Source organism: Tildeniella sp. (genome assembly GCF_059505325.1).
On record NZ_JCACKI010000005.1, the window covers coordinates 1 to 25,617 of the forward strand.

Below are 25,617 nucleotides of genomic sequence, written 5' to 3' on the forward strand. Positions count from 1 at the left end.
CAGGAGGCAGGAGGCAGGAGGCAGGAGGCAGGAGGCAGGAGGCAGGAGGCAGGAGGCAGGAGGCAGGAGTGAGGTAGGCGATGCGAGGTTTTTCGACTAAACCTTGACCGCTCAGGCTCAAAGCTCGACACTCCGAGTTCAAAGCTCGACACTCCGAGTTCAAAGCTCGACACTCCGAGTTCAAAGCTCGATATTCCGAGTTCAAAGCTCGACACTCCGAGTTCAAAGCTCGACACTCCGACCTCAAAGCTCGATACTCCGACCTCAAAGCTCGATACTCCGAGTTCAAAGCTCGACACTCCGACCTCAAAGCTCGACACTCCGAGTTCAAAGCTCGACACTCCGACTTTCAAGCGCGACATTCCAAGCCCAACGCCTGATTTTTTCAATTCAAAACTTTCTCACCCCTTACCCCTCACTCCTCACCCCCTTTCACCCCTCACCTCTCCTACCGCTGCCCAGTGACGATGTAAGCAACGCGCTTACCGATGTTAGTGGCGTGGTCTGCCATGCGCTCCATGTGTCGAATGACAAGGATCATCAGCACGATCGGCTCAACAATGCCGGGAACATCGCGCTGATGTGCCAGAAGGTCGTAGAGCGTTTCGTAGTCGAGATCAACCGCATCGTCTTTGATCTTAATTTGCAGTCCCGATTCGGCATCCAGGTCAGAAAGAGCGGCGAGGCTCATTGCCAGCATGGCGCGGCAGCGATCGCACATCATCTGCACTTGTCCCATATAGACTGGCGGCGGGTAGTGAAACAGACGAATAGCGATTTCGCCCAAATCTTCAGCGTAGTCGCCGATGCGTTCTAGATCACGCACAAGCTGCATCATAGCGCTGAGGAGGCGTAAATCTTGAGCAACGGGAGCCTGAAGCGCAATTAAGTTCACGCAATCTTGCTCAATCTGGCGATAAAGCTTGTCAATTTGTTTGTCTTGCACCGCGATTTTAGCGGGAGCGTCTAGATCGCGGTCAAACAGTGCCTGACGCGCCATCCAGAAGGAATTTTCCACTAAAGCACCCATTCGCAAAACGTCACGCTGGATGCGTTTAGTTTGGCGATCAAAATGAGTGCGGATGAGTCTTGGGCTTTCCAACAACGTACTCGCATGTGAAGTCTACAACTCTAACCTGAAACAGCTTTAAGCCGTTCGCAGCATTACCTGTAGATAAGTATAGTTGTCAAGTCTATAGCACATGAAGAATCCTAGCAGTCCGCTGCAAGACATCCGGTTTTAAGCGTATCGGCATTTGATGGTGAGCATTCTTCAGAGGCAGAGGGCAGAGGGCAGAGGGCAGTTTTCCTTCTGCCTCCTGCCTCCTGCCTCCTGCCTTAAAACCTAGAAATTTAGACTGCAATCAAACGAGAACCGCTATAGCGCTTTTTCCAAGAGGATGCTTTGTCTCTCTTCAGTCGCTTAACATCGTTACTGATGACCCGATCGTCCCTTTAAACCCCTGCCATCTCAATGCCTGAATCACTTGACCTGCATTCGCTGTTTAGACAATTGCAAACCCGCTATCCCACCAGTGGACTACTAACCGAGTTAGTGCAAATTCACGCTGACCATTTTGTTGTACGGGCGCTGGTGCAGCTAGGCAGTATGACACTAGCAACCAGCCTGTCCAATGCTGCAACCGTTGAGCAAGCAGAAGATCAGGCGCGGCTGCGGGTGTTGGCACTGCTAGGCATTCATCCCGCTCCATCTGGTATCCCTGCGATGCCTGCTCCCAACTTCAGCGCTCCAACGAACCCGCTGATGAGTGCCTTCAAGGACATGACGCGGTTTCCCAAAACGTTGGATGGCGGCGCGCTTCAAGACGGTGCGACTTCAATAACATCGCCGGGTGCTGAGGGAGCGATCGCCCCTCCCTCACCTTTTCCCACGTTAGCGTTCGAGCCAGCGCTCATTCCCGACGTTCCAGTGCCCTTCTCTACTGCGTCAGTTGACCCATCTGCGGCAACACCCTACGTCTCTGAAATGGAACTGGATACATCTGATGCACTACCCGATGGCGTGCTGCTTGATGATGCCCTGCCCAGTTATGACGATGCGCCTGATGATACACCCTCACCCTATGACGACGAACCATTTGAGGAACCTGAACCGCTAACTGTGGAAGAGGCAACTGGCGATCGCGCCAGCACAGATGATGCTTCTCCCACAGCAACTGAGGAACCAGCGCCTAAAAGCAAGCCCCGCAAGCCAAGTGCCAGCAAAGATCCGGCAGCACCGGAGGCTGATACGTCTGGGAGTGCGTCGAGAGATTTGTCCTCACTGATCTCGCAGATTGGCGTGGAGATCGATCGCATCGGCTGGAGCAAGCGACAGGGCAGCACCTACCTACAAAAAACCTACGGTAAAAAAACGCGTAGTGAACTCACGGACGATGAGTTGGAAGACTTTCTGACGTATCTAAACACTCAGCCTTCTGCAACGGTGACACCATAGGGAGTGGGGAGTGGGGAGTGGGGAGTGGGGAGTGGGGAATAGGGAGTGGGGAGCGGGGAGTGGGGAATAGGGAGTGGGGAGCGGGGAGTGGGGAATAGGGAGTGGGGAATAGGGAGTGGGGAATAGGGGATGGGCTAGACGCTGAAAGCTAAAAGCTAAAAGCCAGCGGCTCGACTTGAAAATTTTCCTCACCACAGAGTTAGGATAAGGTCGATTCTTATTAACCGTCCATTTCGCTTATGATCCCATCCAGTCGCGTTTATCAACTGTTGCTGCTGGGTACTGCGATCGGGCTAGGCGTTGCCGCGATCGGGTCCGATGTCATTAACCCGCAGTTTCTGGGTGTATCAATCCTGCTGACGTTAGGGTTTGATGCGGCTGTGCTGGTGCTGGCAGTGATCGATGAGCGCCGAGTGCGATCGGGTCGGGCTGTGGTGGAGCGTGATCACAGCGATCGCCTTTCGATTGGGCGCAACAACCCGGTACAGCTAACGGTGAAAACGGGCTACCAGCCTGCTGTGCTGCAAATTCGAGATTTCTACCCGCAGGCATTTTCAACCACCACCCAACCGCTGCACCTGGCATTACCCGCCCACAGCCGCGAAGCACTGACCTATCAGGTTTTTCCATCTAAACGAGGCGAGTACACGTGGGGCGGTATTCAGGTACGTCAGTTGGGAGCCTGGGGGTTAGCGTGGCACAACTGGAAAGTCCCCAAGCACGACACTGTAGCCGTCTATCCTGATTTGATCGGGCTGCGATCGCTGTCCATTCGCCTGACGCTACAAACCAGCGGTAATCTGCGTCGTGCCCGTCGTCAGGGCATGGGCACCGAGTTTTCAGAACTGCGCGAATATGCAACAGGGGACGATCCACGCCTGATTGACTGGAATGCCACCGCTCGTCGCAGTCGCGTGTTGGTGCGAGTGCTGGAGCCAGAGCAGGAACAAACCCTGCTGGTATTACTCGATCGCGGACGGTTGATGACCGCTCAGGTGAAAGGCTTAGCACGGTTTGATTGGGGCTTGAATGCAGCGTTATCGTTGGCGCTAGCTGGGCTAACCCGAGGCGATCGAGTCGGCATTGGAGTATTCGATCGCCAAATGCACGCCTGGATTCCGCCCGATCGTGGTCAAGCCCAGTTGCCCAAGATGATCGAGCGCTTGACACCCATTCATCCCGTGCTGTTGGAGCCAGACTACGTCAGTGCAGTCACAACCGTTGCTACCCGTCAAACGCGCCGTGCACTAGTCGTTCTCATTACTGAAGTGATTGACTCAACTGCTTCGACAGAACTGTTGGTAGCAATGGGACGACTCTCCCCACGCCATCTACCTTTCTGCGTGACGTTGCGCGATCCTCAAGTTGATACGCAAGCACACGCTCTCACTACCGATCTTCCTACGACCTATGCTCGTGCGGTGGCGCTCGATTTACTGGCACAACGTCAGTTAGCGCTGGCAAAACTCAAACAAAAAGGTGTGCTTGTGCTGGATGCACCTGCTGATCAGATTAGTGATCAGTTAGTCGATCGCTACCTTCAGCTCAAAGCCCGCAATCAGCTTTAACACGATGCTTGATCCGACTCAACTCAACTCTCAGGAGTTTTCCAGTCGTGGTCATGTCGTCATAACTGGCTTCGTTACAGAGGCTACTCCAGAAGGTGAATCACCATTGCGCTGCTCTGGTCGATCGCTGTGCCACCAGCTTCTCGTCTCTTCGGGTAAATTCACGGCATAAAGGGTAATGACGATCGGTTCTAGTAAGCCCTGTCCCAAAATCTCGACGCTGTAAGAGGGATGTTTTTTGGTGGATAGATCGACAATGAAGCGTTTACCAATGCGTCGCCAGCTTGGTTCTTTGCCGCGCCACTGAAGTCGGCAGCAGGGATAGGGCAACTGTTCGCGATCGAACAAGCGGCAGCAGGCACCAATGACGCGGTAGCTGAAGTGGCAACCGGGGCTAAAGAAGACCTGCCCATGCTGAAGCGGGTGAGACATAACGATTGATTGTTCTCGTCTGTAGGGACGTTACATGTAACGTCCCTACAGAATGTAACATCACCTATGAAAGGACTGCTTTGGCGTTTTGCAATGCCTGTCGCACCTGGGCAAAACCTGTACCACCATAGCTGTTGCGGGCAGAGACAACGTGTGCAGGCTCGATCGCGGCGTAAATATCAGACTCGAATGCCGGATGAAGCGCCTTCCATTCGTCTAGCGTCAGATCTTTTAGCAGCTTGCCTTGAGACAGAGAAGTCTTCACCACTTTCCCCACCAAATTGTATGCCTCGCGGAAGGGTACGCCTTTGCCTGCTAAATAATCCGCCACATCCGTTGCGTTAGAAAAGTCTTCATTAACGGCTGCTTGAAGTCGCGCCACGCGGAATTCTAGCCCCTCTTGCAGCAAGATCGTCATCGCTTCTAGACAGCCCTGCACGGTGATAACCGCATCAAAGAGTGCCTCTTTGTCTTCCTGCAAATCTTTGTTGTAAGCCAGGGGCAAGCCTTTCATAAGTACCAGCAATCCCTGGAGATGTCCAAAAACCCTGCCCGTTTTGCCACGCACGAGTTCGGGTATATCAGGGTTTTTCTTCTGAGGCATAATGCTGGAGCCTGTGGAGCAGCTATCTTTAAGCGTGACAAAGCCAAACTCCTCCGATGCCCACAGGATGACTTCTTCGGACAGGCGGCTGAGATGCACCATGATGAGGCTGGCAGCGCAGAGAAATTCGATCGCAAAGTCCCGATCGCTCACTCCATCCAAGCTGTTGGCATAGACACCACCAAAATTGAGCAACTCAGCCGTGTAGTGGCGATCGATGGGAAAGGTCGTACCTGCCAGCGCACCAGAGCCAAGCGGCGAAATATTCACCCGCTGATAGATTTCGCCCAGCCGCTCCCAGTCGCGCTGGCTCATTTCAAAATAGGCAAGCAGATGATGGGCAAGGCTGAGGGGTTGTGCCCGTTGTAGATGCGTATAGCCAGGAATCAGCGTTTCGACGTGCTGTTCTGCCAGCGTTAACAAGATCGACTGGAACGATCGCACTCGCTGCCGAATTTGCTGAATCTGGTCGCGCAAATAGAGGCGCGTATCGGTGCCTACCTGGTCATTGCGCGATCGTGCTGTGTGGAGTTTTTTGCCGACATCGCCTACGATTTGGGTCAAACGACGCTCAACCGCAAAGTGGACATCCTCTGCCTCAACACCAGGCTTTAAAAGCCCCTGGCGGTATTCTTGCCGAATTTGCTCCAGACCCTTGACCAGTTGTTCTCCCTCTTCAGTAGCAATAATGCCCGTGTGTGCCAGCATTCGTGCATGAGCTTGAGAACCCGTCAGGTCGTACTCAATCAGTTGAATGTCAAAGCCGATGCTGGCGTTAAAGCGGGCGATCGCGGGATGAAGTGCCGACTCAAAGCGCTGGCTCCAGGTAGACGGCTGAATGGCTGCTGATGGTTGAGAGAGGTCTTGATTCAAAGCAATTCTCACTGTGTTAAAGCGTTTGGATTTTGTCTAGCATTGCAGAATTGGTTAGCCCAGTTTTTTACCTGAACGCTTGGCAAACCCTGGAAGGAATTCAAATCTATTACACTCAATACCACAAAAAACAACCCCGAACTGTTCTCAGGGCGTTGCTGAATGCGAGTATGAATCACCCTCATCTCCTTTCTTGAATGCCCGAAGGGCTATACCCTTCTCCCCAAGGAGAAGGGAGCTAAAACGCTTGTCCCCTCTCCTTTTGGGAGACGGCTAGGGTGTAGTTTGCTTCACGAAGGGTGGGCAAACCTGAGCATTCATACACCAAATCAGCAACGCCCAACGCTCATTCTTTGGTTTAGCCAAAGGACGTAAATGCTTTCACAAAGTAGCCAAAAATAATGCCGATGAGAAATGCCCAAACCTGCCCTGTTTTGACAAAGTTATTGAATGCTCTCTGCACGTCACCTGCCAGATCAACTTCAAGCTTTTTGTCGCCAAATGCCGCTAAGTCAATGGGTAGATGCCAGTGAGCTGGCTGTAATACGTTAGCCCAAGATGCATCCAGCCAAGACACATCCAGCCAGTACGTTGGATCAATTAAACCGATCGTTACATCCGGTATTATGCCGATGACCATTGCCGCTCTCTCCCCTTTCTAATGGATGCCAACCAGCGCACACGTTTATCTTACAGGACTGAAAGGATACCAGAAAATTATGTGAACGATCGCACGAAGAGGGCTGTGGAGAAGCTATCTGAGACCGGAACTCATGCGCGATCGCTCTACGCGCGATCCGCGATCGTGCGACCCTCTGGTTCCACGCCGACTGTTGCCATAAAGCGATTGACCTCGTGCAGCAATGTCCCCTTGGTTTCAGGTGGCAAAAAAGCAGCTTGAAAGCCATTGCGGCTCAGTTGGTGGATTTCCGCCGTTGTTAACATCAGGTGATCGCGAATCGACTGAAAGTTTTCGGCAAGGTAACCGCCAAAATACGCTGGATCATCCGAATTAATCGTCACACAGAGTCCCGCGTCTAACAGTTGCTTCAGGTTGTGCGTTGTCATGTCATCAAACACACAGAGCTTGACATTTGAGAGTGGACAAACGGTGAGTGGAATCTGGCGATCGGCAAGATATGCCACCAGCTTTGGATCTTCCAAGCACCGCACACCATGATCAATCCGTGCGACCTTCAGCAGTTCCACTGCCTGCCAAATATAGTCCGGTGGTCCTTCCTCACCCGCATGTGCCACTGTGAGAAAGCCTGCCGCCCGTGCCCGTTCAAACACCGCCTGAAACTTAGCGGGAGGATGTCCCATCTCAGACGAATCTAACCCCACGCCCACCAGCCAATCCTGGAACGGTAGCGCCTGCTCTAGCGTTGCCATTGCCGAATCGGCGCTGAGGTGCCTGAGAAAACTGCAAATCAACTGCGATGAAACACCCAACTGTTTGCCATCCACTAATGCCTGATGGATGCCGTTGATGACTACAGCAAAGGGAATACCGCGATCGGTGTGAGTTTGCGGATCAAAGAAAATCTCGGTATGGCGTACATTCTGCGCCGCGCACCGCTCCAGATATGCCCAGGTCATGTCATAAAAATCTTGCTCATGCAGCAATACCCCTGCCCCGGCATAGTAGATATCCAGAAACGACTGTAAGTCGCTAAATTGATAGGCATCGCGGACTGCTGCCGCTGAGGTGTAGGGCAGGTCAATTTGGTTGCGTTGGGCGATCGCAAACATTAACTCCGGTTCCAGTGACCCTTCGATATGAATGTGTAGTTCGGCTTTGGGCAGGTCACGAATCCAGGCTTCCATATATGATCTCCATCGTCAGTTTCTTTCAACAAGAGGGCTTGCTAGAACACCGCTATACACAGTTGATTTAGCGGTCAGCCATCAGCATTCAGCCATCAGCCTGAGAGCAAAAACCGGGCATTCTTTTTTCACCCCAGGTTAATTTAGCGGTCAGCCATCAGCATTCAGCGATCAGCCTGAGGACAAAAACCAGACATTCTTTTTTCACTCCAGGTTAATTTAGCGGTCAGCCATCAGCATTCAGCGATCAGCCTGAGGGCAAAAACCAGACATTCTTTTTTCACCCCAGGTGCAAGCGACCGATCGGACTTTGGGTTTGGCTAGCATCGCCGATTTCAACCGTTACATGTCGTATCACGGCAAACAAACGTTAACAAAAAATCATACCAATAGGATTTATGCAAAGATCCCCGACTTCTATGCTTGAGTTGGCTTTTAAGACAGAACTTTAATCAGAAGTCGGGGATCTAAACACCTGATGCGTCAGTCCTGACCAATTTAAAGATAAGGGTTGCAGATTGGGTGTGAGGGCGTTATCCCTGCACCCCGTTTCTACCTGCCGTGTTTGCTCTTTGAAATTGGATCACGACCGGAGGCGATCGCGTGCGCCTGTTCAGATCGCAGCGTCATGCACTGGACAGGTGTGCCTGATAACTGTATTCAGCGATTAGGGGTGGAGACAAGCTAAGGGCTGATGGCTGACGGCTGATCGCTGACAGCACTTTTCACCTGCATCACAATGAGGGTCATATCATCTGCGTTGCGGTTTGCCGTGCCAGTGAATTTCTGCACTTGATTGAACAAGTATTCTAGAATTGCCTGGGGATGATTGCAGTGCTGACACGCCCATTGGAACGATCGCGTCAAATTCTCTTCGTCAAAGCGATCGCCACTTTGGTTAGCAGCATCGGTAAAGCCATCAGTGTAGTAAATCAGCGTGTCGCCTGCTTGAAGCTGCACCTGGGCATCATGATAGTGTGTGTCGGCATCTAGCCCAATCAGCATTCCCAGTGTGTCTAGCCGCCGGATAGTTTTGGTTGCAGCCTGCCACAGCAAGGGCGGGTTTTGGGCAGCGTTGCTATAAGACAAGAGCCGCGTCTTGGGATCATATTCTGAGTAAAAAAGCGTGACGAAGCGATTGGAGTTTTCCAGGTCGGCGTACATGACGCGGTTGAGGTGCTGCAAAATGCGCGCAGGTGAGTGCCCGTTGAGTACCTCTGCCCGCAACATACCTCGCGTCATAGTCATGATCAAGCCAGCGGGCACGCCTTTGCCCATGACATCACCGATCACCAAACTCCAGCGTCCCCATTCGCTGCTGCCATCTTTTTTGGAGCGAATCTGGTCGTAGCTGGCAGGGATGAAGTCATAGAAATCGCCGCCGACTCGATTGGCTGATTGACAGCGGGCGGCTAGTTCAATGCCTTGAATTTTGGGGCACGATCGCGGCAGCAGGCGCAGTTGAATTTCGGCTCCAATTTCAAGCTCTCGATCGAGGCGTTCTTTTTTGCGAAGTTCGACGGTCAGTTCATCGTTTTCGATCGCCACTGCGGTCTGGTCGGCAACCAGGCGCACCAGTTTCTGACGAGTTTCTGTCCACCCATATTGTGGATCGCGGCTAAAGACGTACAGCCGTCCGCGTTCTGTATTCTTGACCAGAATGGCAGTGCCAAAAAGCTGCACATCGGCACCCAAATAATGGCTGACCTGATGATCAAGGGTGGCGATCGCGCTGGGCGTAAGGGCGATCGTCTCGCCAGCAGCCGTTGTAGGCAGCGAGGATGTTACTTGGCGAGTTGCCGTCTCTAGCGCTTTACGAATGTCCTGACACCAGCGACTATCCTGACAGTGGAGCCGCTCTAAACGCACTTGACCATTCGGCTTAAACAGTAGTAGCGCTCCACCATCGCTGTCTGTGACCCGGCTTGCCATCAGCGGGATCAGCTCCAAGAACTGATTGAGATTGTTGAAACTCCGCAGCGCAAAGCCCAATGAACTCAGTAAATCCTGAATTTTGTGCTGTTCTCGGTTTAGCCGTGCCACCAATTCTTTGAGGGCAAAGACGGGTGTGACTTCAGGCGCACCACCGCTATTCGCACCACCAGGGGTACGAACAGTGAGCCGATCGCGCAGAATTTCGGTAGCTGGAGTGTTTGCCGCAGACGGTGGCACTGTCCCAGTCTCCGATCGTTGCGCTGGCTGTCGAGGAAGAGGCACAGCAGTCATTGGGTTTGAGGTAAACGAACGATTACTGCGAGAGCAGACAGTTAGCGCAATTGATTCTAACGAATATATCCCTAGAATCACCTTTGGTTGGACTGACTTTATGGGAGGATGCCCAAACTTGGGGCTTACCAAACTTGGGGCTTACCAAACTTGGGGCTTAGTTTACCAACGGTAGCAGATAAGCTCTGAATTGATGCAGTCAACGTTGAGATGTAGTGGTAAGCAGTGCTACAACGTCGGCGTGTGCCAGTACCACATCAGGGTTTTGCTGCAACGCCGCATCGTATTTTGTAGCGAAATCATCACCTGCTTCAGAGGGGGTTAACAGTGTTCGCACGTCAGTCAGGAAGGTTTCGATCGTTTCTAGCGTAATAGGTTCATCGGCTTGTTGTAGCTCATCGATTTGCACAATGATCTGAGAAAGCCGATGCAACCAGGCAAATTGGTCATGGGAGATGACTAATTGCAGCAGTTGTCCTTTTGAGACTTGTCCCTGTACCTGTTCATAGGCAATGCGCTCTGCTTCTAATAAAAGCTTGTGCAAGCGTAGTAACTTCAGCCGTAGTTCACTGAGCAGTTGATATTGATTGATGCGTTGTTGTAAGGGATTGTCCATAACTTAGATGTCCTGTTTTTTTCGTTGCAGTGAACCTTCCGTTGTGGTGAACCACGATCGCGGTGCGTCAGCTGATGCTTGTTTTATCCTTCAGCCCTTATCCCTAACCATTCAGCAGCGCTTCCACAAACTCATAGCTGGAGAAGGGGCGGAGATCTTCGATGCCTTCTCCAGCACCAATGAAGCGGATGGGCAAACCAAGCTGCTGCACGATCGCCAGCGCAATGCCGCCCTTCGCCGTGCCATCTAGTTTCGTGAGAATCACACCACTGAGCTGAGCCGCTTCTGAAAAGACTTCGGCTTGTCGCAGCCCGTTTTGCCCCAGGGTTGCATCCAGCACCAGTAGCGATTCGACGACTGCGTTGTCCGCTTTTTTGTCGATAATGCGGCGGATTTTGCTGAGTTCATCCATCAGGTTTTTCTTGTTTTGCAAGCGTCCAGCCGTATCGACGAGCAGTAAATCGGTGCCGCGTGACTGGGCAGCCGCGATCGCGTCAAAGACAACGGCTGCGGGATCGGTGTTCTGTCCTGGGTTAGCGATGACTTCTACGCCACTGCGACTGCCCCACACTTTCACTTGCTCGACGGCTGCCGCTCTAAACGTATCAGCCGCCGCAATCAAGCAGTTGTACCCCGATTTTTGGGCGATGTGGGCGAGTTTGCCGATCGTGGTTGTCTTCCCAGCACCGTTTACGCCCGTGATTAGCCAAATATTGAGCGTCTCGTCTTCGGGTGCAAAGAAACGGGTCTTAGCGTTCTTTAACGGCGCATCTAGCATGTCGCGCAAGATCTGCTTCAAATAAGTAAGGGCAGCATCCGGTGGCAGCGTTTCTTGCCGCAGCTTGCTTTGCAGGGCACTAATGATCGCGTCGGTTGCAGCAACACCCACATCCGCTTGCAGGAGTACCGACTCAATTTCGTCTACGGCATCGTCGTTCAGCGGTCCCTGCCCCACGATCGACCGTAGTTGATTAATCAAACCGCGTCGTGTTTTGTCTAACCCTTGCCGCAGACGATTGAGCCAGGTAATTTCTTCTAGCGAAATCTGGTCTGGTCGTCGCCCTTGCGCAGCGAGAATTTCCGATGACCAGAGAAAACCTTCATCAAGAACCAGCTCAGCGTCATCTACAGCGGTTGTAGCGGGTGCGGTTGGGTCTGGAGCCGTTGTAGTTGGCGCGATCGCAGGCTCTGGTTCGACAATGGCATTTTCTTTGAGGCGTTCTAGCCGCTCCTGGCGATCGGCTTCAGATTGCGCCCAAAATGGTAGCGGTGTAGCTGGTTCTGCAGCCGCCACATCAGTAGCGGCTGGTACAGCGATGTCTGAGGACGCTGATTCAACATCGGCGATCGCGTCCTTCACTGTTTCTGTTGCTGCGGGCACCTCTGAAGGTGTGGCGATCGCCTCAGTTTGTTGCCGCTTTTGAATGTTTTGGTAAGCAACCTTTGCCCAGCTCAGGTAATCTTCAGCAACGGCAGGAGCCGCCTCATTCTCTACCGCTGATTCCTGTGCTGCTGGATCAGTTTCTGCTGCTGGAACGCTCTCAGCATTCTGGTCATATTGCCGACGAAACCAATCAAACGTCATTTCGCCCCAGCCCTCCCATTGCTTTCTTGTCTGCTTTGAGCTGATCCGTCACTCGTCGCAGTACACCATTGATAAAGCGATGTCCGTCTTCGCCACTGTATCGTTTTGCTAACTCCACGGCTTCGTTTGCAGCGACGCGATCGGGAATGCCTAAAAAAAGAATCTCCGTGACAGCGATGCGGAGGATATCACGATCGATCCAGGCAAGGCGAGAGAGCTGCCAATCGACCAGCGCTGTAGACAGAATTTGATCAATTTCGTCCCGATTTGCCTTCAGTTTGCCAATAATTTCAAGCGTATAGTGGCGCACATCTTGCTGATTTGCCAGTTGAATAAATTCAGGCACGTCGATCGCTACGCCCAGACGATTGATGGCAGTCTGAGTGAGCGCGATCGCCTCATTCACCATTGCTCTAGCGCTCTCAACATCCGCTGCACGGGTTTCGCTGGTCAACAAACGGGCGCTTCCCTGCTGTAGCTCAGCCGATGCCGTTTCCAGAGCATCCTGCGCCTCACTGGTCAGCGTCCGCACGGCTGCCACAACCACATTTTGGAGCTGCTGCATCTCCAGGCGCTCCTGGTTGGCAGGTAGCTGGCTGATACTCAACAGCGCTAATTCACGAGCAATTCGACGGGCTTGCATAGGAAAGGATGAAGGATAAAGGCTTAAGGATAACGTTTATTGCGAACAATCAGATGGACGTTAAACCTCAGCAAAGACGTAGTGCTTGAAACGCAGAAGAGAGGGTCAAAGACACCATTGTCCAACATAAGCGTTGATCTCGGTCGCTTTTTCTCTAACGTAGCGAACATACGCTTGATAAGACTCAGTACAAGCTAGCCACGGGGATTTTTCTTCGCTACACGAGAGGTAATCACCCTCTCCGCTGGCTCTAGATGGATTCCACCTGTTCTCCGTCTCATCGTTGTCCTTCACGTAAGCACACTCAAAGCCATTAAATTCCAAAAGCTCTCTTGCACTCGCAATCGAGCTTCCCACTGAAATATGATGACGGACTTCTTTTTCCCAAGCAGCAGCGGGGTTTTTAAGCCATACTTTTTTGCCAACAGTAATTGGAGACAGAGATCCAACGTGGCATTGCACTAAAAGTAAGGCGATGAGAGCAGTGATGAAAACAAGCGAAAATTTCTTCAGCTTTCCCATACGTCGTCTTCTAGCGCGATCGCCTGCCGATTTTGCTCAGGGAACAAGTCTAACGTGCGTTTGCTAGGCACAATCACTGACGCATCGGGAGCGACAATACCACCGGAAATCACTACTTTGAACGCATCTTCGATCGGCATCGAAAGGTTAATCACGGCATCTTCGGGCACGACAGCATACCAACCTGTGGTGGGATTGGGCGTTGTGGGAATAAACACGCCCAACATGGGACTCGCAAAGCGTGCCTGAAACTCACTGCTCAACACTCCCGTCACAAAACCAAGCGACCAAACGCCCTGACGGGGATATTCCACCAGCACGACACGCCGAAACTTATTGCCAGAGTCTTTTAACAGCGTTTCAAGCAATTGCTTCAGCGTTTTGTAGACTGAACCTGCTAATGGAATCGCCTGAAGCGTACGCTCACCAAAGTCCAGTAGCCAGCGTCCGGCAATGTTTCGCGCCATCAAGCCGATGAGCAGAATGCAAAGCAGTGGCACCGTCAGCCCCACTACTAAATTCAGCAGATTGACCAGAATTGGATTCAGACCATCAAAGGGATTGAGCTGCTTGGGGATGCGAGTGAGAAAATTGACGACCCAGTTGGCGATCGTGATGGTTAGCCAAATCGTCGTTGCCAGAGGAATGACGACTAGCAGCCCTGCGATCAGGTCATTTTTGAGGTCTTGTTTGAGGCGTTGGAGCATGGGCACCCACTCTCCTGTAATTTGCGGCAACTGTAGCAACACTAGCGATTCAAAAAGACCAAAATCCGTGGAGCATCCAGCCTGAGAAAGGAGTTGAACCCACTTTTTAAGCGCTTGGAGTAGACGTTGCCGAATCTATCTTTACAGACTGCTAGAAAGGGCGTTCAACCAGTGACTAGCTGTGTAGCGATCTTCAAAAGAAGCTGTCTTTGAAGATTGTAACGAACAACGTAAAGAAATATTACAGCGTTCATCCAACCTTGGGCGTTTCTTTGGCTCTAGAGGTGCTGCCCCGTCATTTACAGGGTCTTCTACAGCCCAGTTTGCTGACACACAGCGTTTAGCGATCGCAAAAGTTAACCGTAAGTGCGCCAATCAATCGAGTTAATCATCAGAATACCCTACGGCGATTCGGTATCACACTTAACACTATTTTTTGCCATCAGATCCCCGACTGCTTAGAGAAGTCGGGGATGTGGCTCTACAGCTCTACTAAGATGAGGAGCTACGCTGGTTTTGGGTAGACAAAAGATACCGCAGCCCTGTCCAACCGATGATGGCATAGCCGATCGCCAGCACCAAACTCGCAATACCGCTTCGCATCCCCGATCGCAGCTTATTATCGTTGACTTGAGTTTCCAGCTTGCGCTTGTTGTCTCGAATCTGCGTCAATTTCTGGTCACGTTCAGGGGCAATCTGTGCTTCCAGCGCTTTAGGATCAGATTTAAATTTCTGGAGCTGATCCAGTTTCTGTTTCGCCTGTGTCAATTGCGCTCCTTGAAGCTGACCGCTCTGAATGAGCTGATCGATCTGGCTTGACTGGGCATCAATCTGCGCTTTTAGCTGCTGCACCTGACCATCAATCTGGCTTTCGGCTCGACTAGCATCTTGGGTGATCTGCTTCATTTGGTCGTCTGCGGCTGTATTGGTGGCATTGACGCTGAGGGGAATCAACAGCAAAAAGACTAAACTGAGCAGGCTGGATAGTAGTGCCGCACCCATTTTTAAACCGCGCGATCGTTCGACCGCACTGGGAGTTTCCAAAGCGCTTTCGACCCAGAAGCCGATGAATAAGAAGCCGAAGCCCATCATAGGAACAAAGCCGCGATCGACTAATTGAGTCGTGGTCGTAAACAGCCATTGACTATCCTGGAACCGAGCGGACGAGAGCACGACCACGCAATCTAACAGGTAGAGTACGATCAGCACGAGTCCAACGACTTTGAGAATGAGGGCAGTAAGGGGGGAAGCGTTAAGTGTTTTCATCGACTTCTATAGATTTGATGGGCAATTGACTGCAACTGCTCTAGCAACCTCTTATAGTAGACTACGGAGTTGGATCTCTCGAAAGAATTGGGCGGTTGAACGCATGAACAAAATTGTCGAGGTGTTGCCAGATAAGGACGCGCTCATTCGTCGATCGCTGGCAATCGTTGTAGCTAAGATTCAGAGGGCGATCGCGGAGCGGGGACAGAGCACGATCGCGCTTGCAGGCGGCGGTACACCCAAACCGCTGTATGAACAGCTCGCTACGCAAACCCTTCCCTGGGAGCAGATCCACGTCTTCTGGGGTGACGAGCGCTATGTGCCAGCCAACCACCCCGACAGTAACGAAGGGATGGCGCGTCACGCCTGGCTCGATCGAGTCGCGTTTCCGTCCGCCAATATTCACCCGATGCCCACAGCCAATGCTGATCCAGCAGTTTCCGCCAGTCAGCATGAGGTGGAGCTACAGCAATTCTTTCAGCTTCAGCCCGGAGCTTACCCGCGCTTCGATCTTATCTTGCTGGGCATTGGCGATGATGGACATACCGCCTCTCTGTTTCCTCATACAGACGCATTGCAAGTGAGAGATCGTCTTATTACAGTTGGTAACAAAGACGGACAACCGCGCGTCACCTTCACCGTTCCTTTAATTAACCACGCCCGTACCGTTCTTTTCATGGTGGCTGGAGCCAGTAAACGCCCTGCGCTAGCGCAAATTTTCGCGCCTGTTGCTGATAGTGCAACCTATCCTGCCCGCCTGATCCAGCCTGAAGGTGAACTTGTGTGGCTACTTGATCAAGCCGCAGGGCAAGCACTTAAAGTGAGCTAAGACAAACGATATTGGGTGGGCTATCAGCAGTCAGCTATCAGCTATCAGCCTTTGATTAGCGACCAGTATAGATGGCTTCCTGACCGCTGACCGCTAATGGCTGCGCCTCTCCCAAACCATCTGCTTATTTTTTGACAAGCCTGGTGAAAGCCAGATGACAGTGAGCCTTGTGCCAAAGTAGAACTGGGATAGCGGCAAATCAGCGTAAACTGGCAGCAAAAAGGGCTGTTTGATGTCGGCTATGCTTCTAAGTAGCGCTGTCGTCTTGTAACCAGATTCTTTATGATGGAATTGATATAGGGGAAAGAGTTCATGATTGTTTGTCCGAATTGCAACCATCAAAATCCTGATGGCGCAGTTCAATGCGAAGCCTGTTATACGCCCTTACCTGCAACCATGAGCTGTCCGAACTGCGGTACTACAGTTCAGACGGACGCTAGCTTTTGCGGTCAGTGTGGGTATAACCTTCGCACTGCTGCTGGTTTACAGTCGAGCGATGACGCTTCTGCCTCACCGTCAGAGGTTGCCTCACCAACCTTAGCGGTTGCTGCACCACCAATTCCAGACTTGCTCCCGCTTGATCCACTTGTGCCACCCGATCCGCTTGTTGCACCCCCACTGCCGATCGCGCTGCCTGATCCGCCAGCCGCACGTGAGCCTGTTCCTGATCCCATGCCTGTGATGACACCGACTCCTTTGCCCAGTCAACCTGAAAGCGGTGAAGCTGCCCCACCGATGCCGGGACAAAGCAGCTCGGCGACACAGCTTCAACAGCACACTGCACGGCTCTTACATCTGCAAACTAGCGCTTCGTTGGAGCTGCCGCAAAGTTTGACCGTTATTCATCTTGGCAAACCCAACGATCGCATCCCGCCCGATATTGATGTGTCTGGCTTTCCAGATTCTGAGATTGTGTCGCGGATTCACGCCGACATTCGCTTAGAAGGTGATGCCTATTATCTGGAGGATGTGGGGAGTTCTAATGGCACCTACATTAACAACGTGCCGCTGCCAATGGGCAATCGACATCGCCTACGACCGGGCGATCGCATCTCTCTAGGCAAAGGTGACAAGGTGACATTTTTGTTCCAGCTTTCCTGATGTCGGGTGTGGGTGGGTGGGGCAAGGTGAAGGTAGCTAGTCACACACGATCGTTACTGCTACGTTATGAGTCAGATGTCGTCTCACACGTTACTTTCGATAGTCGTGTATCGTTAGGAGACTTGCCGCGATCGATCACGAAAATTTTCGGTTCTACAGCAGCAAAAGCGCCGTAGGATAGAAGCACGTTTTCGGACGGTAGCAGTCTTTGCCGCAGGTTATTACTCAGACTTTATACCGCCAGTGTGATTACCCTCACCCTTTTGCATCCGATTCAGTCCATTCCGGTTCAAAGCTGGATCTTTGAACACGACGCTGTCATTCGGATTGGACGATCAACCGATAACCACGTTGTTCTTTACAGCGCCGTTGTGTCGCGCCATCATGTCGAGTTGCGCCGAGACGATTCGCAGTGGGAAGTGGTCAGCTTAGGCGCAAACGGCACGTATGTCGACGGAAAGCGCATTACGCAGATGCCCATTGTGGACAGCCTGGTGATTCGGCTGGCGCGATCGGGTCCAAACATTCAGATTCACGTTGGTTCTCTCTCTGCTGACAGTGGCAAAACGTTGCAGGGCGAGCAGACCTTAGCACAACGGGTGAAACCCAAACTCAGCGGCATCTCGTCGGCTGAAACAAGCAATCCCGTGCAGCCAAGTGGAGCATCGCTTTTACCCAATCTTGCTATACCTGTAACCCAACAGCCAGAAGATGACTCATCGCCCCTGGATGTACCATCTGGGGAGCTTGTGCAGCGACCGACTGACATGAATGCCGTCAATGGGTTGAGCGCTGTGCAGCCGCCCGCGATCGACTCAGCTAACTGTACTCATCCTCGCGCTCAAGGCAGCGTGCTGTTTTGCCCCGATTGCGGTCAACCGCTACAGGTTACACAGGTTGTCGGTGACTATCAGGTGGTTAAAACCGTTCGCCAAGATACGATCGGCATGACCCAGCTAGTCTGGCGTAATGGTCAGAGTCTGGTATTGCGATCGCTAAACCCCGAATGGCAGCAGCCACACGTTTTAGAAACCTTTACACAGCAAGCAAAGCAATTGTTGACGCTTGAGCATCCGGGGTTGCCTCACTTTGTTGATTTCTTTATAGCTGACGGCAAGCCTTATCTAGTGCGGAGACGCGTCTACGGGCAAAGCTTGCAACTGCGGGTGAGCCGCCAGGGGTTCTTGACACCAGCAGAGGCGATCGCGACGATCGTGCAAGTCTGCAATATTTTAGACTATCTGCATCAGCAATCCCCACCCTTACTACATGAGGATCTGAAGCCCGAAAATTTGCTTCAACAAACCACAGCGACAGGTAGCATCACGATCGTCGGGTTTCTTTCCCTTCGCTCATTGATCGCCAGTGAGAACTCTGGGGCAGCAGCCTATATGGCTCCAGAACAGGCACAGGGACAAAAGACGATCGCTGCCGATCTGTTTGCGCTCGGACCGATACTGGTCTATCTGCTCACGGGTCAAGCGCCTGGTGCGTTTTATGCTCAACGAGAGCAAGGGTTTCGCTTTTACCCAGAGTATGTGCCCGGTCTAGCAACCGCACTGGTGCCGATCGTCCGTCGTCTGACCAGCCCACAGCCAGCAGACCGTTACGCCACTGCGAAAGAAGTCGCGGATGCGCTTCTGAGTGTATCTATTACTGCGTAAAGGCTTGAGCGTGTCTACCACTGCGTAGAGGCAGCAGCCCCATCTTTGACTGACGGCACGGTGAAGGAAAAGCAGCTACCTTCGCCATGTGTGGATTCAAAGTGAAGCTGTCCACCCTGGTTTTCGACCAGCAGTTTGCAAAGCGACAGCCCTAATCCCGTGCCTTTAATGGTGTGACGATCGCGGTGCTGCACCCGATAAAACCGCTCAAACAGATGGGGCTGGTCGGCTGCGGGAATCCCTAACCCGCGATCGCGTACCCAAACGTTTGCCCAACCAGGCGAATGAGCTGCGGCACCGATTGCAATTGGGGTTCCGTTGGGAGAATATTTAATCGCATTCGACAGTAAATTGACCAGCACCTGCGAAAGTTGCCACCGATCGCCCCAGACCAGTGGTAAATCTGGCTCAAGCTGATACGTTACCGCAGCGTCGCGAAAGCCTGCCATTACCTCTTCGACCAGGCTTCGCAGACAAAAACCGACCGCATGGGTTTCCAGCACACCCGTTTCTAGATTGCGGAGCGCCATTAAGTCTTGCAGTAGATGTCTCAAGCGCTGCACTTGTTGCTGCACGACATCCAAGAATTCCTCACGATGCTCTGCATCCAAACTGGGTTCTGCTAGCAGCGGCACAGAGCCACCTAACGTCGTCAGCGGTGTCGCCAGTTGATGAGTAAGCAGGTGCATCAGTTGCGTTTGCTGAGCAATTTGCTCTTTCAGCGACTGGTTCTCCAATAGTGCTTGCAGTAAGCGATCGTCGGCTGGCTCAGTGACCACAGCAGTTTGGCTCGGTGGAAAGGTGGCTGACTCGTTGTTTGGAAGCGAAAACATAGAGCGAGGTTGAAGGCAAGTGATCAGTTGACGCATTAGCAATGCGTTTGGGCAGCAAAGCACTCAACTGGTGTCACCTTAACATTATGTTACAAATTTTGTCTGTGTACCTTCACATGGAACTGGAATAGTGCTTTGGCGGTCAACATCTTTAGCTTGTAAGGCTTTAGTGCTAGTGAAACTTGATGCTCCAGCGAAATTTAAAGAGTCTTCTGGTAGTTATCAGAATGCGCTTAAAAGGTGATTAAATAAACCCTGACATACCTAGAGAACGATCTTAATGCGGCTCATATCCTGATTAATTCGTCCATGAAGCGTAGACAGAAGCACTAAGTATCAACCGTTTTAGCTCAGTTGATTGAGTCCTTAGGTATATCAAGATGGTCAGCTCAGTTCATAAGATTAAAAGGAAGTTGGTGAGCATCCCTGTGATGACTACAGCGCATGAGCGTATTCTGGCTGCGATCGATGTGGGTACCAACTCCATCCATATGGTTGTGGTGTGCATTCAGCCTGCGCTCCCTGCTTTTACAATTATTGCCAGAGAAAAGACGATGGTGCGGTTAGGCGATCGCAATCGGCAGAATGGCAATCTCACAGATGCAGCGATGGCGCGGGCGATCGACACCCTCAAGCGCTGCCAGGAAATCGCCAAAAGCTTGAATGCAGAGCAAACGATCGCGGTTGCCACTAGCGCAATGCGAGAAGCACCGAATGGGCGCGACTTTTTGCAGCACATCGAAGCAGAGCTAGGGCTACGGATCAACCTGATTTCGGGTCCTGAAGAAGCACGTCGCATCTACTTAGGCGTGCTGTCAGGGATGGAACTCAACGGTCAGCCTCATATCATCATTGATATTGGTGGTGGCTCAACTGAGCTGGTGCTGGGTGATGGGCATGAACCCCGCACTCTAAGCAGCACTAAAATTGGCGCGGTTCGCCTAACCGTTGAGCACATTACTACCGATCCCATCAGCGATATCGAATTTCAGTCGCTTCAAGCATACATTAGGGGTATGCTGGAACGCCCAGTAGAAGAGCTGAAAGCAGTCCTGCAACCAGACGAAACCCCACGGTTAGTCGGCACATCGGGCACGATCGAAACGTTAGCCATGATTCACGCGCGGGAGAAAACAGGTGTCGTGCCATCACCGCTAAATGGCTACGAATTTAGTCTGAAGGATTTACAGGAAACGGTGACTCACCTCCGTCATCTTTCTGTAGCAAAACGGGCTGAAATTCCTGGTATTAACGATCGCCGCGCCGAAATTATTCTGGCAGGCGCGCTCATTCTTCAAGAAGCGATGACGCTATTAGGCATGGAGGCGATCGTCATTTGTGAGCGATCGCTACGAGAAGGCGTGATCGTCGATTGGATGCTAACTCACGGTTTAATTGAAGATCGCCTTCGCTATCAAGGCTCTGTGCGCCAGCGCAGCGTGTTCAACGCCGCGAGTAAATACCAGGTCAAGCTCGACTACAGCGAAAAAATATCAGACTTCGCGCTTAGTCTGTTTGACCAAACTCAAGGCATTTTGCACAACTGGGGTGAAGAAGAGCGGGAACTTCTCTGGGCAGCCGCTATCTTGCACAACTGTGGGCATCACGTGAGCCATGCTGACCATCACAAGCACTCCTACTACCTGATTCGCAACAGCGACCTGTTGGGCTACACCGAAACCGAAATTGAAACGATCGCCAACCTCGCTCGCTATCACCGTAAAAGTACGCCTAAGAAAAAGCACGAAAGCTATCGCAACTTAACCAGCAAGCGTCATCGCCGTGTAGTAGACCAACTGAGCGCTCTACTGCGTCTGGCTGTTGCCCTCGATCGTCGTCAAATTGGTGCGGTTAAGCAGGTACTCTGTCAACCACAGCCTGAATCCCAGGAGTTTCGGCTCCTCATTCAGCCAGCTAACCCTGATGATGACTGCGCGCTTGAACTTTGGAGCCTCGACTACAAAAAAGCGAGCTTTGAAACCGAGTTTGGCTTAAAGCTAGTGCCCGTTTTGGAAAGGGCAGCCGTAGTCGCGCGGTAGCAGTTTGTTCTTGACAACCACTTCAAGCAACCGCTACAAAAAGATCCTCAAAGCTCTGAGCAGGCGCGTCCGCTTTCGCTACGATCTCAACAATTTTATTGCGAGCAGAGGGCAGAAAAAGCGCTTCAACACAGGTCTGTGCAACCTTCGTACGGGGAATGCTGCCTTCAAACAGCGTATCGGCAGATGACATGACTACAGCATCGGTATTGTCTTCGTTTTTCAGTCCACCCGGGCGAACGATCGTATACATCAGTCCGCTCTTCTGAAGGTACTCTTCAGCCTGCTTTTTCCACACCAAAATCAGAAAAAAGAGATTTAAGGGATGAAAGAATTTCGAGGTGCATAGAGACGAGACAAAAACAAACTGCTCAATGCCGTGGGTTTTTGCAGCCTCCACCAAATTTTTGGTGCCTTCATAATCAACTTTGTAAGGGGCAGTGGGATCAAAACCAGGTTTTGCACCAGTGGCACAGAGTACAACAGTGCTATCCGCCAGCGCACTTGCCAACCGTTTAGGGTCTAAAACATCACCCACTACTAGCTCAGCTTCTGGCGGCAGAATGGTTCGGGCATTGTCCAGGTCACGCACTAAAGCACGAACGGGAATGCCTCGTGCTACAAGTTCCCTCACAATACGCTGACCCGTTTGCCCCGTGGCTCCAGCTACAAACGCTTTCATACCGCTGCTCCTCCAAATAGGTGTCTATGGTTTGATAAGTGGCTAGTAAGAGGGATAGGCAATGGGTAGAGACTGCCTCTAAGCTTCAAGGCTAGTGCTAAGCAGCCTAAAAGACTAGCCCTTGATGTCACTCTTTCACCGCGACCAATCGATCGTCTTTACACAGACTTTATCGAATCCCCTGTGCAAACAAACCTACCGTATGGATGGAGTTATCACTTCGGATCGCGTTGCACCCTGATCGCATAGTAGTGATATGTTAATGAATGTTAAGACGTGGCTGTCGCTAAAGGTAAGATATTCCAAGCGGCGGCTTTGAAGCCTTTGACGTGCGATCGTGCGCTTTTAGTGTCAGCAGATCAATGTTGTATGCGCTGATGCCGATTAGGTTAGACTTGGCAGAAATCCGTGAAACCTCGGTGAGAGCGTGAAGTGCTAAAGGGGCACTATAGGCTTATGCAACCAGCAAATTAACGTCGAGCCGTCCATCATGCAGTCACACTCCACTGAACCCCAGTCGGCTGAGCTTCCTGAGGGTTTCCTGCACACCGCGTCGGTCATTCCAGATATGAACTACCTGATGACAGAGGATTCTGACCAAAATTTGCTTGAGCCGACTCAGTTTCGTAGCCACTTTGTGGACTGTATGGAAATGTCCGCAGATGTCCCTACGGTGGCTGCGTATTTCGATGCTCACGCAGACTGGTTTCGCAATTGTGCTCAGCCAATGATAGTAGAGCCGCTGGGAGACAACGGCTATGCACTGGTCATTGGTCGTTTTGGCTCGTATGGCTATCAGATCGAGCCAAAAATTGGGCTACATCTGCTGCCTCAAGACCACGGGGTTTACCGCATTGAAACGATTCCTGTCCCTGGGTATGTGACTCCTGGCTATGACGTTGATTTTCGTGCAGCGATGACGCTGATTGAAACGGGTGCCGAGTCCCTTGACGGTAGCGATCGCGCTGGGAAATTAGCCCCCAAAATGACGCGAGTGGAGTGGCAATTAGACCTAACCGTGTCGATTCAATTTCCACGGTTTATTCACGCGCTGCCCAAAAATCTGGTGCAGAGTACGGGCGATCGCCTGCTGCGCCAAATTGTACGTCAGGTATCTAACCGTCTGACGCGCAAAGTGCTGGAAGATTTTCACAAAACTCACGGCTTGCCTGCTCCCAAACTTGCCAAACGCTGGTTTTTCCAAAAATCAGAGAGCGTTTTGGATGAGCCATCAGGCAACGAGCCTACCGTGTAGCACAGTCTGCCCGATCAGTTCTCTTTCGCGGTTAGTCGTTCAACGCTGAGCCGCAGCACTGACAGCCCTAGAATGATCAAAAACATCACCAGTCCGATCGTACAGGCATAGCTCAGGTTTTCAAAAAACTGCTCGTAGATGTAATACACGATCGTCTTTGAGCTATTACGTGGTCCACCCTGCGTCATGATGTAGACTTCTTCAAAGACTTTTGTGGCAGAAATGGCAGAAATGACGGCAACCAGCAACAAGTAAGGTCGCATCAACGGTACAGTGATGTCCCAATGCTTTCTGATCCCGTCAGAGCCATCGATCGCCGCTGCCTCGTATAAATCTTCGGGGATTGCCTGCAAGCCTGCCAGGTAAATCACCATGTAGTAGCCCAATCCTTTCCAAACCGTGACAACCATGACGCTGAAGATCGCCCAACTGGGGCTGGTGAGCCAGGGAATGCCATCTGCCGAAATGCCTAACAGTTTCAATAGTTGGTTCAGTAAGCCGTTGTCAGCGTAGAGCCATTTCCAGGCAATGCCAGCGACGACCATTGAAATGACGACTGGGGTGTAGTACGCGACGCGAAACCAACGAATGCCGCGCAACTTTTGGTTGACGAGAATTGCCAGTCCCAGCGGCAGCGTGACCAGAATTGGCACAACACAAACCAGGTACAAAATCGTGTTGCGAAAGGTTTCCCAAAAGACGCGATCGCTCCACAGCCGCCAAAAATTCTTCAAACCAATCCACACAGGCGGTTGGTAGAGGTCATCGTAGCGCGTAAAACTGAGGTAGAACGCCTGCAACGCGGGATAGAATACGGTCAGGCTAAGGACAATCAGTGCAGGCAGCAAAAAAAGATAAGGCGTGAGGCGCTGTAGCAGCAGACTCCGATCCTTCAGCATCCATTTGGGCATTGCAACGTGAGCGACAAACGATAAGCAGGTCTAGCTCATCATAAGGGAATGTGGAGAGGAGAGAGCAGAGGAAGCAAGGGAAGCAGGGGGAGATTTGAGTAGCGCTTTGCGCCGCTTCGCTAGAGAGTTTCGAGTTACGGCTGACGGCTGATAGCTGACCGCTAAACTAATGCTTTCGCAGGCTTCCAGGCTTCCAGCCCTTTGAGCACGTCCGCAGCAGTAGCAGTCCAGCCGACGATGCCGCCCTGGGCGCGAACCATTTCTAGCGTTGATTGTTTGAATTCTGGGAAGTAGCTTTCGGTGCAGTCTTCGACCATGACACACTCGTAGCCGCGATCGTTTGCTTCACGCATAGTAGTTTGCACACACACTTCAGTCGTCACGCCTGTAATAAATAGGTGCGTAATGTTTTTTTCTTTCAGCATTGCTTCCAATTCGGTTGCATAAAAAGCACCTTTTCCAGGCTTATAAATAACCGTTTCATTGGGTAAAGGAGCCAATTCGGGAATGATGCCATTGCCCAGTTCGCCCTTGATTAAAATGCGTCCCATGGGTCCTTTGCTGCCGATCGTCAACTCACCTTTACCCCGCTTAATTTTGGAGGGTGGACAATCGGATAAGTCAGATTGATGGCATTCGATTGTATGAAAAATCGGCAATTCTAACGCACGAAACCCATCAATCAGTTGCTTGAGTGTAGGGACGATCGCCTGCAGCAAGCTAACATTATTTCCTAAAATATCGCCAAAACCACCGAGTTCCATAAAATCTCGCTGCATGTCAATCACGATCAACGCAACGTTGCTGGAGCTAGGCAGTTCGTAGTCATAGGGCAAGGCAGAAATTGTAGCCATAGTTGTTAGTTGTTGGTTGTTAGTTGTTAAGCAACAATCTACGATCGACATCCGTTGGCTCAAAGTTCTTAGTCCTTCTAAAAACTAAAAACCAACAACTTCTCCAAATTAATCGCTGAGTG

Annotated in this window: 24 protein-coding genes; 7 read left to right on the plus strand and 17 right to left on the minus strand. The window is 51.7% G+C overall.

What is annotated here, in order from left to right:
- Nucleotides 1–448 precede the first annotated feature (448 nt).
- Nucleotides 449–1,102: a phosphate signaling complex protein PhoU gene (gene phoU / locus AC5JO6_RS02105; RefSeq protein WP_496079384.1), complete on the minus strand. Its 654-nt coding sequence runs from the start codon at nucleotides 1,100–1,102 to the stop codon at nucleotides 449–451.
- A 372-nt stretch (nucleotides 1,103–1,474) separates the two neighbouring features.
- Here phoU and AC5JO6_RS02110 point away from each other — a divergent pair, with 372 nt between their 5' ends.
- A complete protein-coding gene (locus AC5JO6_RS02110) occupies nucleotides 1,475–2,458 on the plus strand; it encodes a slr1353 family protein (RefSeq protein ID WP_496079385.1) in 984 nt (327 codons plus the stop codon).
- Here the strand turns inward: AC5JO6_RS02110 and AC5JO6_RS02115 are convergent.
- Complete coding sequence (locus AC5JO6_RS02115; RefSeq protein ID WP_496079386.1) at nucleotides 2,423–2,650, minus strand: hypothetical protein; 228 nt, start codon at nucleotides 2,648–2,650, stop codon at nucleotides 2,423–2,425. The genes AC5JO6_RS02110 and AC5JO6_RS02115 overlap by 36 nt on opposite strands.
- A 47-nt stretch (nucleotides 2,651–2,697) precedes the next feature.
- Here AC5JO6_RS02115 and AC5JO6_RS02120 point away from each other — a divergent pair, with 47 nt between their 5' ends.
- Nucleotides 2,698–4,026, plus strand: a complete 1,329-nt coding sequence (locus AC5JO6_RS02120) for a DUF58 domain-containing protein (RefSeq protein WP_496079387.1) — start codon at nucleotides 2,698–2,700, stop codon at nucleotides 4,024–4,026.
- Nucleotides 4,027–4,077: 51 nt separating this feature from the next.
- Here the strand turns inward: AC5JO6_RS02120 and AC5JO6_RS02125 are convergent, their stop codons facing one another.
- The 11 genes from AC5JO6_RS02125 to AC5JO6_RS02175 form a co-directional block, all read right to left on the minus strand.
- A complete protein-coding gene (locus AC5JO6_RS02125; RefSeq protein WP_496079388.1) occupies nucleotides 4,078–4,458 on the minus strand; it encodes a DUF8632 family protein in 381 nt (126 codons plus the stop codon).
- A 64-nt stretch (nucleotides 4,459–4,522) separates the two neighbouring features.
- Entirely contained in the window at nucleotides 4,523–5,935 is a 1,413-nt protein-coding gene (gene argH, locus AC5JO6_RS02130; protein WP_496079389.1) for an argininosuccinate lyase, read from the minus strand.
- A 358-nt stretch (nucleotides 5,936–6,293) separates the two neighbouring features.
- Nucleotides 6,294–6,575, minus strand: a complete 282-nt coding sequence (locus AC5JO6_RS02135; protein WP_496079390.1) for a hypothetical protein — start codon at nucleotides 6,573–6,575, stop codon at nucleotides 6,294–6,296.
- Between the two features lie 146 nt (nucleotides 6,576–6,721).
- On the minus strand, nucleotides 6,722–7,762 hold the full coding sequence (locus AC5JO6_RS02140) for an adenosine deaminase (protein ID WP_496079391.1): 1,041 nt from the start codon (nucleotides 7,760–7,762) through the stop codon (nucleotides 6,722–6,724).
- Nucleotides 7,763–8,446: 684 nt separating this feature from the next.
- A complete protein-coding gene (locus AC5JO6_RS02145; protein WP_496079392.1) occupies nucleotides 8,447–9,988 on the minus strand; it encodes a PP2C family protein-serine/threonine phosphatase in 1,542 nt (513 codons plus the stop codon).
- 199 nt (nucleotides 9,989–10,187) lie between these two features.
- Nucleotides 10,188–10,604 (minus strand): hypothetical protein, encoded by a 417-nt coding sequence (locus AC5JO6_RS02150; RefSeq protein ID WP_496079393.1) that lies wholly within the window; start codon nucleotides 10,602–10,604, stop codon nucleotides 10,188–10,190.
- 103 nt (nucleotides 10,605–10,707) lie between these two features.
- Nucleotides 10,708–12,189 (minus strand): signal recognition particle-docking protein FtsY, encoded by a 1,482-nt coding sequence (ftsY, locus tag AC5JO6_RS02155; protein ID WP_496079394.1) that lies wholly within the window; start codon nucleotides 12,187–12,189, stop codon nucleotides 10,708–10,710.
- Nucleotides 12,179–12,832 (minus strand): transcription antitermination factor NusB, encoded by a 654-nt coding sequence (nusB, locus tag AC5JO6_RS02160; protein ID WP_496079395.1) that lies wholly within the window; start codon nucleotides 12,830–12,832, stop codon nucleotides 12,179–12,181. The genes ftsY and nusB overlap by 11 nt, the downstream gene beginning before the upstream one ends.
- A 105-nt stretch (nucleotides 12,833–12,937) precedes the next feature.
- Entirely contained in the window at nucleotides 12,938–13,354 is a 417-nt protein-coding gene (locus AC5JO6_RS02165) for a hypothetical protein (RefSeq protein WP_496079396.1), read from the minus strand.
- Nucleotides 13,342–14,061, minus strand: coding sequence for a DUF502 domain-containing protein (locus AC5JO6_RS02170; protein WP_496079497.1), 720 nt, complete (start codon nucleotides 14,059–14,061; stop codon nucleotides 13,342–13,344). Before AC5JO6_RS02170 ends, AC5JO6_RS02165 begins: the two co-directional genes overlap by 13 nt.
- A 492-nt stretch (nucleotides 14,062–14,553) precedes the next feature.
- Nucleotides 14,554–15,327 carry an HpsJ family protein gene (locus AC5JO6_RS02175; RefSeq protein WP_496079397.1) on the minus strand — a complete coding sequence of 258 codons (774 nt, stop codon included), beginning with the start codon at nucleotides 15,325–15,327 and terminating at the stop codon, nucleotides 14,554–14,556.
- Between the two features lie 103 nt (nucleotides 15,328–15,430).
- Here AC5JO6_RS02175 and pgl point away from each other — a divergent pair, with 103 nt between their 5' ends.
- From pgl to AC5JO6_RS02190, 3 genes are all read left to right on the plus strand, one after another.
- Nucleotides 15,431–16,156, plus strand: coding sequence for a 6-phosphogluconolactonase (pgl, locus tag AC5JO6_RS02180; RefSeq protein WP_496079398.1), 726 nt, complete (start codon nucleotides 15,431–15,433; stop codon nucleotides 16,154–16,156).
- Nucleotides 16,157–16,468: 312 nt separating this feature from the next.
- Nucleotides 16,469–17,257 carry a double zinc ribbon and FHA domain-containing protein gene (locus AC5JO6_RS02185; protein WP_496079399.1) on the plus strand — a complete coding sequence of 263 codons (789 nt, stop codon included), beginning with the start codon at nucleotides 16,469–16,471 and terminating at the stop codon, nucleotides 17,255–17,257.
- A 245-nt stretch (nucleotides 17,258–17,502) separates the two neighbouring features.
- A complete protein-coding gene (locus tag AC5JO6_RS02190; protein WP_496079400.1) occupies nucleotides 17,503–18,921 on the plus strand; it encodes a protein kinase domain-containing protein in 1,419 nt (472 codons plus the stop codon).
- 14 nt (nucleotides 18,922–18,935) lie between these two features.
- Here the strand turns inward: AC5JO6_RS02190 and AC5JO6_RS02195 are convergent, their stop codons facing one another.
- A complete protein-coding gene (locus AC5JO6_RS02195) occupies nucleotides 18,936–19,754 on the minus strand; it encodes a sensor histidine kinase (RefSeq protein WP_496079401.1) in 819 nt (272 codons plus the stop codon).
- Nucleotides 19,755–20,185: 431 nt separating this feature from the next.
- Between AC5JO6_RS02195 and AC5JO6_RS02200 the strand changes: the two genes are divergently transcribed.
- A complete protein-coding gene (locus AC5JO6_RS02200; RefSeq protein ID WP_496079402.1) occupies nucleotides 20,186–21,793 on the plus strand; it encodes a Ppx/GppA phosphatase family protein in 1,608 nt (535 codons plus the stop codon).
- Nucleotides 21,794–21,815: 22 nt separating this feature from the next.
- Here the strand turns inward: AC5JO6_RS02200 and AC5JO6_RS02205 are convergent, their stop codons facing one another.
- Entirely contained in the window at nucleotides 21,816–22,475 is a 660-nt protein-coding gene (locus tag AC5JO6_RS02205) for an NAD(P)H-binding protein (protein WP_496079403.1), read from the minus strand.
- A gap of 490 nt (nucleotides 22,476–22,965) precedes the next feature.
- Here AC5JO6_RS02205 and AC5JO6_RS02210 point away from each other — a divergent pair, with 490 nt between their 5' ends.
- A complete protein-coding gene (locus AC5JO6_RS02210) occupies nucleotides 22,966–23,730 on the plus strand; it encodes a DUF1997 domain-containing protein (protein ID WP_496079404.1) in 765 nt (254 codons plus the stop codon).
- 14 nt (nucleotides 23,731–23,744) lie between these two features.
- Here AC5JO6_RS02210 and AC5JO6_RS02215 read toward each other — a convergent pair whose 3' ends face one another.
- Both AC5JO6_RS02215 and AC5JO6_RS02220 read right to left on the minus strand, forming a co-directional pair.
- Nucleotides 23,745–24,641 carry a carbohydrate ABC transporter permease gene (locus AC5JO6_RS02215; protein WP_496079405.1) on the minus strand — a complete coding sequence of 299 codons (897 nt, stop codon included), beginning with the start codon at nucleotides 24,639–24,641 and terminating at the stop codon, nucleotides 23,745–23,747.
- A gap of 161 nt (nucleotides 24,642–24,802) precedes the next feature.
- A complete protein-coding gene (locus AC5JO6_RS02220) occupies nucleotides 24,803–25,495 on the minus strand; it encodes a cysteine hydrolase family protein (RefSeq protein WP_496079406.1) in 693 nt (230 codons plus the stop codon).
- Between the last annotated feature and the right edge of the window lie 122 nt (nucleotides 25,496–25,617).